This is a genomic window from Caballeronia sp. SL2Y3 (genome assembly GCF_022879575.1).
Classification (GTDB): domain Bacteria; phylum Pseudomonadota; class Gammaproteobacteria; order Burkholderiales; family Burkholderiaceae; genus Caballeronia.
Genome location: NZ_CP084260.1, coordinates 313858 through 330021 on the forward strand (window position 1 = coordinate 313858; position 16164 = coordinate 330021).

Consider the following 16164-nt stretch of genomic DNA (forward strand, 5'->3'; position numbering starts at 1 on the left):
CTCCAAAGAAACGCGGCGCTTCTGAGAAGAAGCGCCGCGTTTTTTTATTCGATGCCCAGTTCCGATTCGACTGCCGCCGTCGTGCGGATCTCGTCGATTTTCAGCGCGGAGCCGACGCACGCCTTCGCAAGCGGTTCGGCCGCCTTCTTCGCGACTGCCTCGGGCACCGGAATGTTCAGCGTCCGCGCGAGCGCGCCTTGCTGGAACATCGCGAGATCGCCGGGACAGAAGCGCGTCCAGACTTCGTTGTCGGTGAGCGGGGAGGTCGCGATGACGGCGACGCGGTCTTCCGGCGTCGTGTACTTCGCGAAGTCGATCGACATGTCCGCGTCGATCAGATGCGCGGTCGAAAACGGCCAGCTGCGCACGAGATAGTAGAGATGCGTGGAGCAGTGCGAAAAGAGCGCCTGCCCGTTCGACATCAGAAAGTTGAACACGCCGTACTGCGTGATCTCGCGCGTGAGCGTGGCGAGCGCCTCGAAGAGTTCGTCGAGCGGCGGCTGCGAGCACGGAAAGGCGCTGCGCAAGCCTTGCAGCAGCGCGCAAAACGCGAGTTCGCTGTCCGTGGTGCCGACCGGCTGATAGACGCCGGTGAGTTGCGGCGCGTGGCCGTTCAGATCGCCGTTATGCGCGAAAATCCAGTGCCGGCCCCACAACTCGCGCATGAACGGGTGGCAGTTCTCCAGAAGGATATGCCCCTGCGTCGCCTTGCGAATATGCGCGATGGTGTTCTTCGACTTGATCGGATACCGCTTGACCATCTCGGCGAGCGGCGAGCTCGCCGACGACTGATGATCGATGAAGAGCCGGCACGCCTTGTCCTCGAAGAACGCGATGCCCCAGCCATCCGCGTGATGATCCGTCATTCCGCCGCGCGCCGCGAAGCCGGTGAACGAGAACGTCACGTCGGTCGGTTCGGCGCAATTCATTCCGAGAAGTTGGCACATGTTGCTCGATGCGGCGGGCCGAAGCCCTGAAGTCGGGTTGTTACAATACGTCCGACAAGCATATCACTGGGGCATTCCCGAAAAAATCGAACGCCGTCGCCGGCTGGCGGCCCGTTGCGGAATTTCCACGGCGATTTTTTCCTGCCGTGCGCTTCTCGGCTGCGCAGTTCTTTGCTTGCGGTTTGCTTTCTCTCAACGTTCTCGCCGTCACCACGCCATGTCCGCTACTTCCGCATCGCCCGATTCGCCCTCTACGCTCAACCTGGCGCGCCCCGACGACTGGCACTTGCACGTGCGCGATGGCGCGACGCTCGCCGCCGTGCTCCCGCATACGGCGCGCCAGTTCGGCCGCGCGATCATCATGCCGAACCTGAAGCCGCCGGTGACGACCACCGAAATGGCCGGGGCGTACCGCGAGCGGATTCTGGCGGCATCGCCCAAAGAGGGCGCGGGCGCGCGCTTCGAGCCGCTGATGACGCTCTATCTCACCGACAACACGCCGCCCGACGAAATCCGCCGGGCGAAAGACAGCGGCTTCGTGCACGGCGTGAAGCTGTACCCGGCCGGCGCGACGACGAATTCCGACGCGGGCGTGACGGATCTGCTCGGCAAGTGCGCGAAAACGCTCGAAGCGATGCAGGAAGTGGGCATGCCGCTGCTGACGCACGGCGAGGTGACGGATAGCGACATCGACGTGTTCGACCGCGAGAAAGTGTTCATCGACCGCGTGATGACGCCGCTGCGCCGCGATTTCCCCGCGCTCAAGATCGTCTTCGAGCACATTACGACGAAAGACGCCGCCGACTACGTGCGCGACGCGCAAGGCACGATCGGCGCGACGATCACCGCGCATCACCTGCTGTACAACCGGAACGCGATGCTCGTCGGCGGCATTCGCCCGCACTATTTCTGCTTGCCGGTGATCAAGCGCGAGACGCATCGCGTGGCGCTGGTCGAGGCGGCAACGTCCGGTAATCCGCGCTTTTTCCTCGGCACGGACAGCGCGCCGCATCCGAAGGGCCTGAAGGAGCACGCGTGCGGCTGCGCGGGCTGCTACACGGCGCTGCACGCGCTGGAACTCTATGCCGAAGCCTTCGACAAGGCCGGCGCGCTCGACAAGCTCGAAGGCTTCGCGAGTTTCCACGGCGCCGATTTCTACGGCCTGCCGCGCAGCGCGGAGACGGTGACGCTCGAACGCGCGTCGTGGACGCTGCCCGCCGAATTCGCCGCGGGCGATACGCAGATCGTCCCGCTGCGCGGCGGCGAGTCGATCGGCTGGCGGTTCGTCGAATCGGTCTGACGGTAGCAGCAGTGTCCGCGCGTTTCGACGAGATCGACTGGACGCGTCCGTGGCTCGCGCCGCTCGCGTCGCGCGGCAAACGGTGGCAGGCGGCGGCTCTCGATGGTTCCGCGCGCTATCTCGAAGCACTGAATGACGACGCCGCGCAAGCCGCGCTCGTCACCGGGCGCGGCCGGCCGCTCGCGTTCGTCGCGCAGGAATCGCTGCCGGAGGGCGCGTCGTACGAGGCGCATATCGCCACGACCGGCTGCGTGCCGACGCGCCACAATCTGCACGATTTCTTCAACGGCCTGATGTGGTTCGCGTATCCGCGCATCAAGGCGGCGCTCAACGCGTCTCAGGCCGAGCAGATCGACGCGCTCGGCATCGGCCCGACGCGCGGCGGCGTGCGCGATGCGCTTACGCTCTTCGACGAAAATGCGGTGCTGTTCGCGTGCGCCGACCCATCGCTCGCCGATGCGCTGCGCCGCTTCGACTGGCGCGCGTTGTTCGTCGCGGACCGCGCGTCGTGGGGCAGCCGGTGCGAGGCGCGCATTTTCGGCCACGCGTTGCTCGAAAAGCTCGTCGCGCCATACAAGGCGTGCACGGGGCACGCGTGGATCGTGGACGTGCCGCCCGCCTATTTCTCATCGGACGATGCAGTCCGCCGCTCCATGCTCGACGATCTCGTTTCGCGCAGCCTGATGGCCGAGCCGCCCGCGAGCCGCGCGTTCGCGCCGCTGCCGGTGCTGGGCGTGCCCGGCTGGTGCGACGCGAACGCGGACGCCGCGTTCTATGACGACACGGCTGTCTTCCGTCCCGGCCGGCGCAGCGCGGCAGGCGCAGCGAAGCGCGCGAAAGCCGCATGTTAGAATCGACGCCGCAAAGCAGGCCAGGCAGTCGCGGCTTCGGCGCTTTTTGGCGTCGAGGGCGAGGAAAGTCCGGACTCCACAGGGCAGGGTGATGGCTAACGGCCATCCGTGGCAACACGCGGAACAGGGCAACAGAAAGCAAACCGCCGATGGCTTCGGGCGCAAGTCCGAAGATCAGGTAAGGGTGAAACGGTGCGGTAAGAGCGCACCGCGGCCGTCGCGAGACGTGCCGGCACGGTAACCTCCACCCGGAGCAATTCCAAATAGGCAGGCGCGCATCTTCGCGATGCAGGACGGTGCCCCCGTTCGTCTGCGGGTAGGAAGCTCGAGCGCGTCAGCAATGGCGCGCCTAGAGGAATGGCTGCCACGCGCGTTCGCCTCCGGGCTGCGCGCGCACAGAATCCGGCTTATCGGCCCGCTTTGTCGTCATTCAAAAGAGAGAGCCGGCGTCTTTTCTGACGCCGGCTCTTTTTTCTGCGACGCGCTTTAGCGTTCGACGATATCGAACGAATGCGTGAGTTCCGCCGTCTTGGCGAGCATGATCGACGCTGAACAATACTTGTCGTGCGACAGATTGATGGCGCGTTCCACCGTCGCAGGATTCAGATTCTTGCCCGTGACCGTGAAGTGAAAGTGGATCTTGGTGAACACCTTCGGGTCTTCGCTTGCGCGCTCGGCCTTGAGCGTCACCGAGCAGCCTTCGATTTCCTGGCGGCTCTTCTTCAGGATCATCACGACGTCGTACGCGGTGCAGCCGCCCGTGCCGAGCAGAACCATTTCCATCGGGCGCGGCGCGAGATTGCGGCCGCCGCCTTCCGGCGCGCCGTCCATGTTGACGAGATGCCCGCTACCGGTTTCGGCGGCGAACGCCATGCCGTCCTGTCCCATCCAGCTCACTTTGCATTCCATGCTGAGGCTCCGCCCGCTTGACGCGTTGTAGACAGCTTTCATTGTAGCGGTTCATCGAACGGTCATCGCGGACCGGGTTCGCGCATTTTCCGATTGACGCGGCCGGGAAGCCGGAATCCGCATAACCGCGCGCGCCACGCTGACGCTCGGAAATCCAGCCGCCGCGAGACCGAAACGCCGTGGCCACAGGGCAAGCCGAATCCACATTATGAAATGCACTCCCATGATGCGAATCTTCTTGCTTTGCAGCATGACCGTGCCTATACTCAGGCCATTGGTTGTTGCAGTACCTACAGCGTCTCCTCCACCTCCTCCTAGGTGGATTGAGCCCGAGCCTCAAATGCTCGGGCTTTTTTTCTTTCGAAGAGCCGCGCGCCGGCTGCAGTTGGCCGCCGAGTGCCGCAACCCTTTGACGCGACGAGCGTTTTCCCGCTATACTTCAAAGTTCTCTTCGTCACACGCCCGCGGAGAGAAGTCAGGGAGAGCCTGCACGCGCAAGGAAAGTCATTTAGCGCACTCATATAAGCAGGACCGAACAAGGTAAAGAGCAAAGGGCAGATTAATTTTTGGATCGATCATGAAGACGTTTTCCGCAAAAGCCGAAGAGGTGACGCGCGAATGGTACGTGATTGACGCGACGGATAAGGTTCTCGGCCGTGTCGCCAGCGAAGTGGCACGCCGTCTTCGCGGCAAGCATAAGCCTGAATTCACTCCGCACGTCGACACCGGTGATTACATCATCGTCGTCAATGCCGGCAAGCTGAAGGTCACCGGCAACAAGACCACGGACAAGAAGTACTACCGTCACTCGGGCTACCCGGGCGGCATCTATGAAACGACGTTCGGCAAGATGCAAGAGCGTTTCCCGGGCCGCGCGCTCGAGAAGGCTGTGAAGGGCATGCTGCCGAAGGGCCCGCTCGGCTACGCGATGATCAAGAAGCTGAAGGTCTACGCTGAAGCCACGCATCCGCACACGGCTCAACAGCCCAAGTCGCTCGAGATCTAAGGGAGCCCACATGATCGGTAACTGGAACTACGGTACGGGCCGCCGCAAGAGCGCCGTCGCTCGTGTCTTCATCAAGTCGGGCAAGGGCGAGATCATCGTCAACGGCAAACCCATCGCCGACTATTTCTCGCGCGAAACGTCGCTGATGATCGTGCGTCAACCGCTGGAACTCACGAACCACGCCACCACGTTCGACATCAAGGTCAACGTGAACGGCGGCGGCGAAACGGGTCAGGCAGGCGCGGTCCGCCACGGCATCACCCGTGCGCTGATGGACTACGACGCAACGCTCAAGTCGCAACTGTCGAACGCCGGCTTCGTCACGCGTGACGCGCGTGAAGTGGAACGTAAGAAGGTCGGTTTCCACAAGGCACGCCGCAGGAAGCAATTCTCGAAGCGTTAATCGCTTCGGGTTTCGCTGGTTCTGCCGGCGAAGCTGCTGCGAAAGCCGCCCGCACTGCAAGGTGCCGGCGGCTTTTTCTATGGGCGCGATTTGCCCGAATCAGTCGAATTTGCATATAGCCTCTTGATTTCATGGGCTTTCGGCACGATTTTGAGATCAGCCCTACAATAGCGGCTAGAAGCTAAATTGGAGAGTTCAATGAGCGCAGTCAGCGACACCCCCACGACCGAAATGCCGATGCCCTTCGTCTTCACCGACGCTGCGGCCGACAAGGTCAAGCAATTGATCGACGAAGAAGGCAATCCGGATCTGAAGCTGCGCGTGTTCGTGCAAGGCGGCGGATGCTCGGGCTTCCAGTACGGTTTCACGTTCGACGAAGAAATCAACGAAGACGACACCGTGATGGACAAGAGCGGCGTGCAGCTGCTCGTCGATTCGATGAGCTATCAGTACCTCGTCGGCGCGGAAATCGACTATAAGGACGATCTCAACGGCGCGCAGTTCGTGATCAAGAATCCGAACGCGACGACGACTTGCGGTTGCGGTTCGTCGTTCTCGGTCTGAGCGCGGATCGAGCGGTTGTGGAAGAACGGAGCCTTCGGGCTCCGTTTTTCGTTTCCGCTCGCGAAAGGAGTCAGCGCGGGTAGATCGCGCCCAGCACGCGCTCGCCGGCCGCGCCTGTCACCGACGCCAGATTGCCGGGCTCGCGCGCCACGCAGCGCATCGCGAGCCACGCGAACGCGAACGCTTCGACTTGCTGCGGCGGCACGCCGAGCGCATCCGTCGTCATCACGGGCACGCCCGAGACGCCGGTTTCATCGAGCGCCTGTTGCAGCATCTGCATGAGCACCGGATTGCGCGCGCCGCCGCCGCAGACATAGACCGCGCGGGCGTCGGACGCGTGGCGCTCGATTTCGCGCGCGACCGTCACGGCCGTAAGCGCGGTGAGCGTCGCTTGCACGTCGGCGGGAGCGAGCGACGGGAACGGCGCGAGCTTCGCATCCAGCCACGACGGGTTGAACAGATCGCGGCCCGTACTTTTCGGCGGCGCTTCCTCGAAAAACGGCTCGTCCAGCAACGCATTGAGCAGCGGCCGGTTCACCTCGCCGCGCGCCGCGAACTTCCCGCCGTCGTCGTACGGTTTGTTCAGATGCCGGTTCGCCCATTCATCCAGCAACGCGTTCGCCGGGCCGCAATCGAAGCCGCGTACCGCGCCGCTCGCCGCCAGCACCGTGATATTGCTGATGCCGCCGAGATTGCAGACGACGCGCGTCTCGTTCTTCGCGCCGAAAATCGTCGCGTGGAACGCCGGCACGAGCGGCGCGCCCTGCCCGCCGGCGGCGACGTCGCGGCTGCGGAAATCGGCGATCACGTCGATATTGGTCATTTCCGCGAGCAACGCGGGATTGTTGATCTGCCGCGTGTACCCTTTTTCCGGCCGATGCCGCACCGTTTGACCGTGTACGCCGATCGCGCGCACCTTCGTCGACGAATAGCCGCTCACGCTCTGCAACTCGTGGCAGCAGACGGCGTAGCGCGTGGCGAGCGCATTGCCGGCGAGCGCCTCGCGTTCGAGTTCGTTGTCGCCCGGCGCCTGCAGCGCGAAGAGCGCCTCGCGCAGGCCCTCGGAGAAGGACACGTGCGCCTCGCCGAGCACCACCGGCGGTTTGCCCGCCGCGAACTGCACCGCGACGCCGTCGACGCCGTCCATGCTCGTGCCGGACATCAGGCCGAAGTACACGCCGTCTGCCTTGCCGGGTTCCATTGCTTCGGCTTTTTTCCCCACGCTCGCCTCCTCGTCGATGCTCGTCGGTGCTTGTCCATCAACGCGGGATTATCCGCGCATCTACGCCGATCGTTAAGACGCAGCCACCGACCGAGGCCGCCGCCCGCCGCCGCCGCCGAATGTCCGCGCGCCGCCGAACGGACCGAATGCGTGCTTCATCGCGTAAAATCGTGAGCCTGAACAAGCCATTACGCAGCGCGCGAGCCGTTCCATATGGCGCCATCGCATCTCTCTCACATCACAAGCCGCAAGCATGACCACTGACTCCAACGCTTCTTCCGCGCCGCCGCGCGAGGCCTTTCCGATCACCGACGACGTGCGCGCCGCCCTCGCGATCGCCAAGCGCGGCTGCGACGAACTGCTGATCGAAGACGAGTTCGCGCAGAAGCTCGCACGGAGCGCCGCCACGGGCAAGCCGTTGCGCATCAAGCTCGGGCTGGACCCGACCGCGCCGGACATTCATATCGGCCATACGGTGGTGCTCAACAAGATGCGCCAGTTGCAGGACCTCGGGCATCAGGTCATCTTCCTGATCGGCGATTTCACGTCGCTGATCGGCGATCCGTCCGGCCGCAACGCCACGCGCCCGCCGCTCACGCGCGAGCAGATCGAAATGAACGCGAAGACGTATTTCGATCAGGCGTCGCTGGTGCTCGACCGCGAGAAAACCGAGATCCGCTACAACAGCGAATGGTCCATGCCGCTCGGCGCGGACGGCATGATCAAGCTCGCTTCGCGTTACACGGTCGCGCGCATTCTCGAACGCGAGGATTTCACCAAGCGTTTCCAGACCGGCGTGCCCATCTCGATTCACGAATTCCTCTATCCGCTGATGCAGGGCTACGACTCCGTCGCGCTCAATGCGGACCTGGAACTCGGCGGCACGGATCAGAAGTTCAACCTGCTCGTCGGCCGCGAATTGCAGAAGCAATACGGTCAGGAGCAGCAATGCATTCTGACGATGCCGCTGCTCGAAGGGCTCGACGGCGTCGAAAAGATGTCGAAGTCGAAGCATAACTATGTCGGCATCAGCGAGAAGCCGACCGAGATGTTCGGCAAGCTGATGAGCATTTCCGACGTGCTCATGTGGCGCTACTTCGAACTGCTGTCGTTCCGCAGCATGGACGAGATCGCGCGCTTCAAGCAGGAAGCGGAAGGCGGCCGCAATCCGCGCGACTTCAAGGTGATGCTGGCGCAGGAAATCGTCGCGCGTTTCCATTCGCCGGCGGACGCCGAGCGCGCGCTCGAAGACTTCAACCATCGCGCGAAGGGCGGCGTGCCAGACGATATTCCGACCGTGACGCTCGCGGGCGCGCCGCTTGCCATCGGCCAGTTGCTGAAGCAGGCCGGGCTCGTGCCGTCTACGAGCGAGGCGCTGCGCAACATCGAGCAGGGCGGCGTGAAGATCGACGGCGCGACGGTGTCCGACAAGGGCCTGAAGGTCGAGCCGGGCGAGTTCGTCGTGCAGGTGGGCAAGCGCCGCTTCGCGCGCATCACGCTGACGGCCTAAGCGGATGATCGCGCTTATCCAGCGAGTGCGGCGCGCCGACGTGCGCGTCGGCGAGCGCGTGACCGGTGCGATCGACGCGGGCCTGCTCGCGCTCGTCTGCGCCGAACGCGGCGACACCGAGGCCGCAGCCGACAAGCTGCTCGCGAAGATGCTGGCGTACCGCGTGTTCAGCGACGCGGCGGGCAAGATGAACTTGTCCGTGCAGAACATCGACGGCGCGGGGCGCGCGGGCGGCGTGCTGCTGGTATCGCAGTTCACGCTTGCCGCCGATACATCGAGCGGATTGCGCCCGAGCTTCACGCCGGCCGCGCCGCCCGACGAAGGCAAGCGGCTCTTCGATTACTTCGTGCGCGAGGCGCGGGCGAAGCATCCGATTGTCGAGACGGGCGAATTCGGCGCCGAGATGCAGGTGTCGCTCGTCAACGACGGGCCGGTGACGTTCTGGCTGCAGGTGCGGCCATGACGACGCAAGTCTTGTTCATCCGCCACGGCGAGACCGACTGGAACCGCGTGAAGCGGATCCAGGGGCATATCGACATTCCGCTGTCCGCGCATGGCGTGCTGCAAGCCGAACAATTGGGCGCGCGCATCGCGCGGGAAGGGCGGCTCGACGCCGTCTACACCAGCGATCTTCTGCGCGCCCAACAGACCGCCCGCCCGTTCGCCGATGCGCTCGGACTCGACCTCCGCTTGTCCGAAGGCTTGCGCGAACGCAACTACGGCGCGTTCCAGGGCCACGACAGCGACGAGATCAGCGAGAGGTTTCCAGCCGAGTACGTGGAATGGCAGACGCGCGATCCCGGCTTCACGCCGCCGGCCGGCGAATCGCTGCGCGTCTTTTTTCACCGCGTGATTCACGCGATGGAGCCGATCGTCGCCGCGCATCCGGGCGGGCGCATCGCATGCGTGGCGCACGGCGGCGTGCTCGACTGCATCTACCGTTTCGCGATGAAACTGCCGCTCGACGCGCCGCGCAACTGGCCGCTGCTCAATTGCAGCCTCAACGTGGTCGATTACGACGGCGGCCAGGCGACGGTGGCGTCGTGGGGCGACGTGTCGCATCTCGTCACCGACACCGCCGACGACAGCCTGCGCAAGACAGCCTAGTCGTTCTTCTTCTCGGCAACTCGCAAGCGCGCACGCTTCGAGATGCCGTTGACGAGCGCCCAGCGGACGACCGGCGCCATCGCCCGCACGCAGGGACGCACGATGACCCGCCGCATCGGCGCGAGCGACGACAACCCGAGCGTGTCCTGCGCCCAGTCGGGCAGAAGATCGACGCCCGCATTGAACGCGAGCACGCGCGCCGGCCTCATGACGGCGCTCGGCGTCGGCGCGTTCTTGAGCACGCGAATGACTTCCTGCGTGCGCTCGCTTGCATGCAGATGCGGACGCATGGCGGCGAGATAAGCGTCGACCTGAGCGCGCGTGGTCGGCACGTCGCGCGCGCCGAGCAGGCGGGCGACGAGCGCCGTTTCTTCGAAGTAGCGGTCCTGATCCGCCTCGGACAGAGTTGGGTCGACGTAGCGCACATAGCCTTGCAGAAAGCTCGTGACTTCCGCGACGTGCACCCATGTCAGAAGATCGGCATCGCTCGCGCGATACGGCCGGCCGTCGGGCGCGGTGCCCGTCACGCCCATATGAATGCGCTTCACGCGCTCGATCAGCGCGAGCGCGTCGTGCCGGTTGCCGAACGTGGTTCCCGCGATGAAAGTCGCCGTGCGCCGCAGACGCCCGAGAATATCCGTGCGAAACGTGGAGTGATCCCACACGCCCGCAAGCGCCAGCGGATGCAGCGTCTGGAGCAACAGCGCGCTGATGCCGCTCGTCATCATCGACGTGAAATCGGCGTGGACTTTCCAGCAGATGGTGTCCGGGCCGAAGAGACCGGGATCGCCCGGCGGCGAGGAGTAATCGAGCGTCGGCCCGCTACCGGTCGTGAGATTCGTGATGCCGCGTGCGATCGACGACCGCACGCGCGTGACCAACGTTGCCTGATCCGACATGCGCTAGCCGTTGTTCGCGTCCCAGAGGTCGCGGATCGGGCCGCCATCCGGCGCGGCAATGCCGAAGTGCCGATACGTCAGCAAGGTCGCGACGCGCCCGCGCGGCGTGCGCTGCAAATAGCCTTGCTGGATCAGATACGGTTCCAGCACGTCTTCGATGGTGTCGCGTTCTTCGCCGATGGCCGCCGCGAGGTTATCGACGCCGACCGGCCCGCCGTCGAACTTGTGCAGGATCGCTTCGAGCAGCTTGCGGTCCATCAGGTCGAAGCCGACCGGATCGACGTCCAGCATCTTCAGCGCGGCATCCGCCACTTCCGCCGTGATGCTGCCGTTCGCCTTCACTTCCGCGTAGTCGCGCACGCGGCGCAGCAGCCGGTTCGCGATACGCGGCGTGCCGCGCGAACGCCGCGCGATTTCCAGCGCACCCTCCGGCACGATGTCCGCCTTCAGGAGCGACGCCGAGCGCGACACGATCCGCGCGAGCTCGTTCGCGTTATAGAACTCCAGCCGCGACACGATACCGAAGCGGTCGCGCAGCGGATTGGTCAGCATGCCCGCGCGCGTGGTCGCGCCGACGAGCGTGAACGGCTGAAGATCGAGCTTCACGCTGCGCGCGGCCGGCCCTTCGCCGATCATGATGTCGATCTGATAATCCTCGAGCGCCGGGTACAGAATTTCCTCGACGACCGGCGAGAGCCGGTGAATCTCGTCGATGAAGAGCACGTCGTTCGCTTCGAGATTGGTGAGCAGCGCCGCGAGGTCGCCTGCGCGCTCCAGCACCGGCCCCGACGTCTGCCGCAGATTCACGCCCATTTCCCGCGCGATGATATGCGCGAGCGTGGTCTTGCCGAGACCCGGAGGGCCGAACAGCAGCACATGATCCAGCGCTTCGGAACGCCGCTTGGCCGCTTCGATGAAGATTTCGAGCTGCCCGCGCACCTTTTCCTGCCCCACGTATTCGTCGAGCTGGCGCGGTCGCAACGCGCGCTCGAAGGCTTCTTCGTTCGGCGAGACGGGCGTGGCCGAGATGATGCGTTCGGCGGCGAGTTTGTCGGTTTCGATCATGGGTCGATTGTACAGCGAGCCTTCTCGCCGCGAACCTGGCCGAACGGCCTAGTGGCGCACAGCGCCAGGCGCCCGGAGAATCACGCCTTGGAGAGCGCCTTCAACGCAAGCTTGATGCCTTCCGAGACGCCCGTTCCGGCCGGCACGTTCTTGATGGCGGCGAGCGCTTCCTTCTCGGAATAGCCGAGCGCGAGCAGCGCATTGAGAATGTCGGACGCATGGTCGGACTGCGAAGCGGCGCTCGCCATTGCGCCGAGATCGGCGCCGAGCTTGCCCTTCAGTTCGAGCAGCAGGCGTTCGGCCGTCTTCTTGCCGATGCCCGGCACGCGCGTCAAGCGCGCGGTGTCTTGCGTCGTCACGGTCTGCGCGAGTTCCTGCACGCTCATGCCGGAAAGCACCGCGAGCGCCATGCGCGCGCCGATGCCGCTGATCTTTAACAATTCGCGAAACGTCGCGCGTTCCTGCGACGTGAGAAAGCCGTAGAGCAGATGCGCGTCCTCGCGCACGATCATCTGCGTGAGCAGCACGACCTTGTCGCCCGCGTTCGGCAGGTTGTAGAACGTGCTCATCGGCACGTCGATTTCATAGCCGACGCCGTTGCAGTCGACGAGCAGGTGCGGCGGATTTTTTTCCAGCAGAACGCCGGCGATGCGACCAATCATGTTTGCGTTATCGAATGAAGAGATTTAGCCGATGAGCCTGCCGCGCCGCACGCGCAAGCCCTTCTTCGCGAGCGACGGCGCAATGCCGCCGAGCGTGGCGAGCCCCGTGCCGCCATGCGCGTGACAGATGGCCATGCCGAGCGCGTCGGCGGCGTCGGTGCTCGGCACGCCCGTGAGATTCAGCAGGCGCACGACCATCTGCTGCATCTGCTCCTTGGTCGCGCGGCCGTAGCCGACAACAGCCTGCTTCAGTTGCAGCGCGGTGTATTCGGCGACCGGCACGCCGCTCGCGACCAGCCCGCAAATGGCCGCGCCGCGCGCCTGCCCGAGCAGCAGCGTCGATTGCGGATTGACGTTGACGAAGACTTTCTCGATCGCCGCCTGATCCGGATTGTGCTGCCGGATCAGCGTGGAAATGCCGTCGAAGATGGTGTTCAGGCGCGAAGGCAAGTCGGCGTCGGCGGTCTTGATGACGCCGCTCGTCACATAGTTGAGCGAGTGCCCCGCCATGTCGATGATGCCGAAGCCCGTCACGCGCAGGCCGGGGTCGATGCCTAGTATTCTCATTCGTTCGCGATGCGGCTCGTCCAAAGTGAAATGGCCTGCTTGCGCGACTCGACGCGCAAACAGGCCAATACTAAATGAACTCGGCGCGATTAATGGCGATTAATGGCGGAAATGGCGCGTGCCGGTGAGAATCATCGCGACATTGTGCTCGTCGGCGGCGGCGACCACTTCGTCGTCGCGCATGGAGCCGCCCGGCTGGATCACGCAGGTCGCGCCCGCGTTCACCACAACGTCGAGGCCGTCGCGGAACGGGAAAAACGCATCCGATGCGACCGCCGAGCCGTTGAGCGAGAGCCCCGCGTTCTGCGCCTTGATGCCCGCGATGCGCGCCGAATCCACGCGGCTCATCTGGCCCGCGCCGACGCCGAGCGTCATGCCGCCGCCGCAGAACACGATGGCGTTCGACTTCACGTACTTCGCCACGCGCCAGGCGAACATCAGATCGTCCATTTCCTTCGGCGTCGGATGGCGCTTGGTCACGACGCGCAGTTCATGCGGCTGCACGTTCTTCGAGTCGAGCGACTGGACCAGCAGACCGCCGCCCACGCGCTTCAGGTCGAATGCGTTGTGGCCGTCGCCGAGCGCGATCTGCAGCAAGCGCACGTTCTGCTTCGCGGCGAACACGGCACGCGCGGCTTCGCTGAACGAAGGCGCGATCAGCACTTCGACGAACTGCTTCGCCACGGCCTGCGCCGCCGCTTCGTCCACTTCGCGATTGAACGCGATGATGCCGCCGAACGCCGAGGTCGGATCCGTCTGGAACGCCTTCGAATAAGCCTCGTGCGCGTTCGCGCCGATGGCGACGCCGCACGGATTCGCGTGCTTGATGATGACGCACGCAGGCGCGTCGAAAGTCTTCACGCATTCCCACGCGGCGTCCGAATCCGCGATGTTGTTGTACGAGAGTTCCTTGCCCTGCAACTGCTCGTAGTTGGCGAGCGCGCCGGCGGGCACCGAAAGATCGCGGTAGAACGCCGCGCTTTGATGCGGGTTTTCGCCGTAGCGCAGGTCCTGCACTTTCTCGAACGCGAGATTGAACGTGGCGGGGTAGGTGTTGCGCTCGCTGTGCTGAAGCGTTTCGGTGAGGCTCGTCAGATAGTTCGTGATCGCGCCGTCGTACTGCGCGGTGTGCGCGAAGACCTTCGTCGCGAGCCGGAAGTTCGTCGCATAGCCGACGCTGTTGTTGTTCGCGCGCATTTCATCGAGCACGGCGGCGTAGTCGGCCGGATCGACGATGACGGTCACATCGCGATGATTCTTCGCCGCCGAGCGCAGCATGGTCGGCCCGCCGATGTCGATGTTCTCGATGGCGTCTTCCAGCGAGCACTGTTCCTTCGCCACCGTCTGCACGAACGGATACAGGTTGACGACGAGCAGGTCGATCGTTGGAATGTCGTGCTTGTCGAGCGCGGCCATGTGCTCGGGCAGATCGCGGCGCGCGAGAATGCCGCCGTGCACCTTGGGATGCAGCGTCTTCACGCGCCCATCCAGCATTTCCGGGAAGCCGGTGTAGTCGGCGACTTCGGTCACGGGCAGTCCCGCGTCCGCGAGCAGTTTCGCCGTGCCGCCGGTCGAAAGAAGCCTGACGCCGAGCTGCGAGAGCGATTGGGCAAATTCGACGATGCCAGACTTGTCGGAAACCGAGATGAGCGCTTGCTTGATCATGATGAACACTGAAACCAGAAAGGATAACCAGGCCGGACTCGAGGCGCGCGCCTCGTCCGAAGAATCAAATCAATCCGTGCTGCTGAAGTTTCTTGCGTAGCGTGTTGCGGTTGATGCCGAGATACTCGGCGGCGAGCGACTGATTGCCGCCTGCCTGCGCGAGCACCACTTCGAGCATCGGTTTTTCCACGCACGAAATCACCATGTCGTATACGTCGTGCGGGTTCGAGCCGTCCAGGTCCTGAAAGTAGCTGTCGAGGCTCTGGCGGACGCATTGTTCGATGTTATGTCTGCTCATGCGGCGATTCGTCGGTCTGTGTTGTTCTGTCCGCCGCACGATTCTTCATCGGCCGCTTCGTCTGCGTCCGCGGCCTCATCCACATAGACGAGACGGTCTGACAGCGCCTTTTGCGCGTCGAAGAATTCGTTCACAGCGAACAATTGTTCTTTGGTCGTGTCGAGCGTATTCATCCGGTGCCGGAAGGTGTTGGCGCCGGAAAGGCCGCGAGTGTACCAGCCGATGTGCTTGCGCGCAGTCCGCACGCCCGTGAATTCGCCGTAGAACGCGTAGTGATCTTCGAGGTGCTCGTTCATCACCTGCTGGATCTCGTCGATGCGCGGCGGCGGCATGCACTCGCCCGTCGCAAGGAAGTGTTCGATCTCGCGGAAGAGCCACGGCCGGCCCTGCGCCGCGCGGCCGATCATGATGGCGTCCGCGCCGGTTGCCGCGAGCACGTCGCGCGCTTTTTCGGGCGTCGTGATGTCGCCGTTCGCGACGACCGGGATCTTCACCGACGCCTTCACGGCGGCGATGGTCTCGTACTCCGCGTCGCCCTTATACAAGTCGGCGCGCGTGCGTCCGTGCACGGTGAGCATGGAGATGCCGGCATTCTCGGCAATGCGCGCGATGGTCAGCGCATTCTTGTTCTCGCGATTCCACCCCGTGCGGATCTTGAGCGTCACAGGCACTGCGTCCGGGCCGACGCCGACCGCCTGCACGACCGCCTCGACAATGCGCGCGACCAGCGGTTCGTTCTGCAAGAGCGCCGATCCCGCCGCGACGTTGCACACCTTCTTGGCCGGGCAGCCCATGTTGATGTCGATGATCTGCGCGCCGTTCGCGACGTTGTGACGCGCGGCCTCGGCGAGCATCTGGGGGTCTGCGCCCGCGATCTGCACGGCAATCGGCTCGACCTCGCCCGCATGGTTCGCGCGGCGCATGGTCTTTTCGCTCTTCCACAACTGCGCGTTGGACGCGACCATCTCCGACACCGCGTAGCCCGCGCCCATGCGCTTGCACAACTGGCGGAACGGCCGGTCGGTGACGCCTGCCATCGGAGCGACGAACAGGTTATTGCGCAGAACGTGTGAACCGATGATGGGCATGAAGTCGGGGCACCGGGAGGGCGAACGTTCGGCAATGAGCGCCGTGTCGCGTCAGACGGTTGCAGGAATGCGGAAGGGAAACGCGTATTTTAACGCTAAGC

General features: G+C 64.3%; 18 protein-coding genes and 1 other RNA gene. 9 read left to right on the forward strand and 10 right to left on the reverse strand.

The genetic code is table 11. The features are described from left to right. Positions 1-44: 44 nt before the first annotated feature. Positions 45-947, reverse strand: a complete 903-nt coding sequence (locus LDZ26_RS01525; protein WP_370650623.1) for a class II glutamine amidotransferase — start codon at positions 945-947, stop codon at positions 45-47. 217 nt (positions 948-1164) lie between these two features. Here LDZ26_RS01525 and pyrC point away from each other — a divergent pair, with 217 nt between their 5' ends. The 3 genes from pyrC (at position 1165) to rnpB (ending at position 3524) form a co-directional block, all read left to right on the forward strand. Next, positions 1165-2247 (forward strand): dihydroorotase, encoded by a 1083-nt coding sequence (gene pyrC, locus LDZ26_RS01530; RefSeq protein WP_244847874.1) that lies wholly within the window; start codon positions 1165-1167, stop codon positions 2245-2247. Positions 2248-2258: 11 nt separating this feature from the next. After that, positions 2259-3098: a DUF3025 domain-containing protein gene (locus tag LDZ26_RS01535; protein WP_370650624.1), complete on the forward strand. Its 840-nt coding sequence runs from the start codon at positions 2259-2261 to the stop codon at positions 3096-3098. Positions 3099-3110: 12 nt separating this feature from the next. Beyond that, positions 3111-3524: RNase P RNA component class A (gene rnpB / locus LDZ26_RS01540), an RNA gene on the forward strand. A gap of 60 nt (positions 3525-3584) precedes the next feature. Here rnpB and LDZ26_RS01545 read toward each other — a convergent pair. After that, positions 3585-4007, reverse strand: a complete 423-nt coding sequence (locus LDZ26_RS01545) for an OsmC family protein (RefSeq protein ID WP_159835228.1) — start codon at positions 4005-4007, stop codon at positions 3585-3587. A gap of 577 nt (positions 4008-4584) precedes the next feature. Here LDZ26_RS01545 and rplM point away from each other — a divergent pair. The 3 genes from rplM to erpA all read left to right on the forward strand — a co-directional run bounded on the left by rplM (position 4585) and on the right by erpA (position 5980). After that, a complete protein-coding gene (gene rplM, locus LDZ26_RS01550) occupies positions 4585-5013 on the forward strand; it encodes a 50S ribosomal protein L13 (RefSeq protein WP_159835229.1) in 429 nt (142 codons plus the stop codon). Positions 5014-5023: 10 nt separating this feature from the next. Further along, positions 5024-5416: a 30S ribosomal protein S9 gene (rpsI, locus tag LDZ26_RS01555; RefSeq protein ID WP_008351569.1), complete on the forward strand. Its 393-nt coding sequence runs from the start codon at positions 5024-5026 to the stop codon at positions 5414-5416. 198 nt (positions 5417-5614) lie between these two features. Next, positions 5615-5980 (forward strand): iron-sulfur cluster insertion protein ErpA, encoded by a 366-nt coding sequence (erpA, locus tag LDZ26_RS01560; protein WP_175939444.1) that lies wholly within the window; start codon positions 5615-5617, stop codon positions 5978-5980. A 70-nt stretch (positions 5981-6050) separates the two neighbouring features. Here erpA and LDZ26_RS01565 read toward each other — a convergent pair whose 3' ends face one another. Further along, the gene (locus LDZ26_RS01565; RefSeq protein ID WP_244848819.1) at positions 6051-7181 is read right to left on the reverse strand and encodes an anhydro-N-acetylmuramic acid kinase; all 1131 of its coding nucleotides are present in this window, start codon (positions 7179-7181) and stop codon (positions 6051-6053) included. Between the two features lie 274 nt (positions 7182-7455). On the opposite strand from LDZ26_RS01565, the gene tyrS reads away from it, so the two are divergent. Genes tyrS through LDZ26_RS01580 form a run of 3 tightly spaced genes read left to right on the forward strand, consistent with a single transcriptional unit; the run spans position 7456 to position 9819 of the window. Then, positions 7456-8712, forward strand: a complete 1257-nt coding sequence (gene tyrS / locus LDZ26_RS01570) for a tyrosine--tRNA ligase (RefSeq protein ID WP_244847875.1) — start codon at positions 7456-7458, stop codon at positions 8710-8712. A 4-nt stretch (positions 8713-8716) separates the two neighbouring features. Then, on the forward strand, positions 8717-9175 hold the full coding sequence (gene dtd / locus LDZ26_RS01575; protein WP_244847876.1) for a D-aminoacyl-tRNA deacylase: 459 nt from the start codon (positions 8717-8719) through the stop codon (positions 9173-9175). Continuing rightward, on the forward strand, positions 9172-9819 hold the full coding sequence (locus LDZ26_RS01580; protein ID WP_244847877.1) for a histidine phosphatase family protein: 648 nt from the start codon (positions 9172-9174) through the stop codon (positions 9817-9819). Before dtd ends, LDZ26_RS01580 begins: the two co-directional genes overlap by 4 nt. Here the strand turns inward: LDZ26_RS01580 and LDZ26_RS01585 are convergent. The 7 genes from LDZ26_RS01585 to dusB all read right to left on the reverse strand — a co-directional run bounded on the left by LDZ26_RS01585 (position 9816) and on the right by dusB (position 16063). Continuing rightward, a complete protein-coding gene (locus LDZ26_RS01585) occupies positions 9816-10718 on the reverse strand; it encodes an oxygenase MpaB family protein (protein WP_244847878.1) in 903 nt (300 codons plus the stop codon). The two genes, LDZ26_RS01580 and LDZ26_RS01585, sit on opposite strands and share 4 nt — an antisense overlap. A gap of 3 nt (positions 10719-10721) precedes the next feature. After that, complete coding sequence (gene ruvB / locus LDZ26_RS01590) at positions 10722-11783, reverse strand: Holliday junction branch migration DNA helicase RuvB (protein ID WP_175939449.1); 1062 nt, start codon at positions 11781-11783, stop codon at positions 10722-10724. A gap of 80 nt (positions 11784-11863) precedes the next feature. After that, positions 11864-12445, reverse strand: coding sequence for a Holliday junction branch migration protein RuvA (ruvA, locus tag LDZ26_RS01595; protein ID WP_244847879.1), 582 nt, complete (start codon positions 12443-12445; stop codon positions 11864-11866). 24 nt (positions 12446-12469) lie between these two features. After that, positions 12470-13012 carry a crossover junction endodeoxyribonuclease RuvC gene (gene ruvC, locus LDZ26_RS01600; RefSeq protein WP_244847880.1) on the reverse strand — a complete coding sequence of 181 codons (543 nt, stop codon included), beginning with the start codon at positions 13010-13012 and terminating at the stop codon, positions 12470-12472. 99 nt (positions 13013-13111) lie between these two features. Then, the gene (gene purH, locus LDZ26_RS01605) at positions 13112-14677 is read right to left on the reverse strand and encodes a bifunctional phosphoribosylaminoimidazolecarboxamide formyltransferase/IMP cyclohydrolase (protein ID WP_244847881.1); all 1566 of its coding nucleotides are present in this window, start codon (positions 14675-14677) and stop codon (positions 13112-13114) included. 64 nt (positions 14678-14741) lie between these two features. After that, entirely contained in the window at positions 14742-14975 is a 234-nt protein-coding gene (locus LDZ26_RS01610) for a Fis family transcriptional regulator (protein ID WP_175939453.1), read from the reverse strand. After that, complete coding sequence (dusB, locus tag LDZ26_RS01615) at positions 14972-16063, reverse strand: tRNA dihydrouridine synthase DusB (RefSeq protein ID WP_244847882.1); 1092 nt, start codon at positions 16061-16063, stop codon at positions 14972-14974. The genes LDZ26_RS01610 and dusB overlap by 4 nt, the downstream gene beginning before the upstream one ends. Between the last annotated feature and the right edge of the window lie 101 nt (positions 16064-16164).

What these genes read in the sequence shown, in the direction of transcription:
- LDZ26_RS01610 (WP_175939453.1), bottom strand. Translation starts at nt 14,975, where the DNA reads ATGAGCAGACATAACATCGAACAATGCGTCCGCCAGAGCCTCGACAGC.
- ruvC (WP_244847880.1), bottom strand. Translation starts at nt 13,012, where the DNA reads ATGAGAATACTAGGCATCGACCCCGGCCTGCGCGTGACGGGCTTCGGC.
- pyrC (WP_244847874.1), top strand. Translation starts at nt 1,165, where the DNA reads ATGTCCGCTACTTCCGCATCGCCCGATTCGCCCTCTACGCTCAACCTG.
- LDZ26_RS01565 (WP_244848819.1), bottom strand. Translation starts at nt 7,181, where the DNA reads ATGGAACCCGGCAAGGCAGACGGCGTGTACTTCGGCCTGATGTCCGGC.
- ruvB (WP_175939449.1), bottom strand. Translation starts at nt 11,783, where the DNA reads ATGATCGAAACCGACAAACTCGCCGCCGAACGCATCATCTCGGCCACG.
- dusB (WP_244847882.1), bottom strand. Translation starts at nt 16,063, where the DNA reads ATGCCCATCATCGGTTCACACGTTCTGCGCAATAACCTGTTCGTCGCT.
- purH (WP_244847881.1), bottom strand. Translation starts at nt 14,677, where the DNA reads ATGATCAAGCAAGCGCTCATCTCGGTTTCCGACAAGTCTGGCATCGTC.
- tyrS (WP_244847875.1), top strand. Translation starts at nt 7,456, where the DNA reads ATGACCACTGACTCCAACGCTTCTTCCGCGCCGCCGCGCGAGGCCTTT.
- LDZ26_RS01525 (WP_370650623.1), bottom strand. Translation starts at nt 947, where the DNA reads ATGTGCCAACTTCTCGGAATGAATTGCGCCGAACCGACCGACGTGACG.
- erpA (WP_175939444.1), top strand. Translation starts at nt 5,615, where the DNA reads ATGAGCGCAGTCAGCGACACCCCCACGACCGAAATGCCGATGCCCTTC.
- rplM (WP_159835229.1), top strand. Translation starts at nt 4,585, where the DNA reads ATGAAGACGTTTTCCGCAAAAGCCGAAGAGGTGACGCGCGAATGGTAC.
- ruvA (WP_244847879.1), bottom strand. Translation starts at nt 12,445, where the DNA reads ATGATTGGTCGCATCGCCGGCGTTCTGCTGGAAAAAAATCCGCCGCAC.
- LDZ26_RS01580 (WP_244847877.1), top strand. Translation starts at nt 9,172, where the DNA reads ATGACGACGCAAGTCTTGTTCATCCGCCACGGCGAGACCGACTGGAAC.
- LDZ26_RS01585 (WP_244847878.1), bottom strand. Translation starts at nt 10,718, where the DNA reads ATGTCGGATCAGGCAACGTTGGTCACGCGCGTGCGGTCGTCGATCGCA.
- LDZ26_RS01545 (WP_159835228.1), bottom strand. Translation starts at nt 4,007, where the DNA reads ATGGAATGCAAAGTGAGCTGGATGGGACAGGACGGCATGGCGTTCGCC.
- dtd (WP_244847876.1), top strand. Translation starts at nt 8,717, where the DNA reads ATGATCGCGCTTATCCAGCGAGTGCGGCGCGCCGACGTGCGCGTCGGC.
- rpsI (WP_008351569.1), top strand. Translation starts at nt 5,024, where the DNA reads ATGATCGGTAACTGGAACTACGGTACGGGCCGCCGCAAGAGCGCCGTC.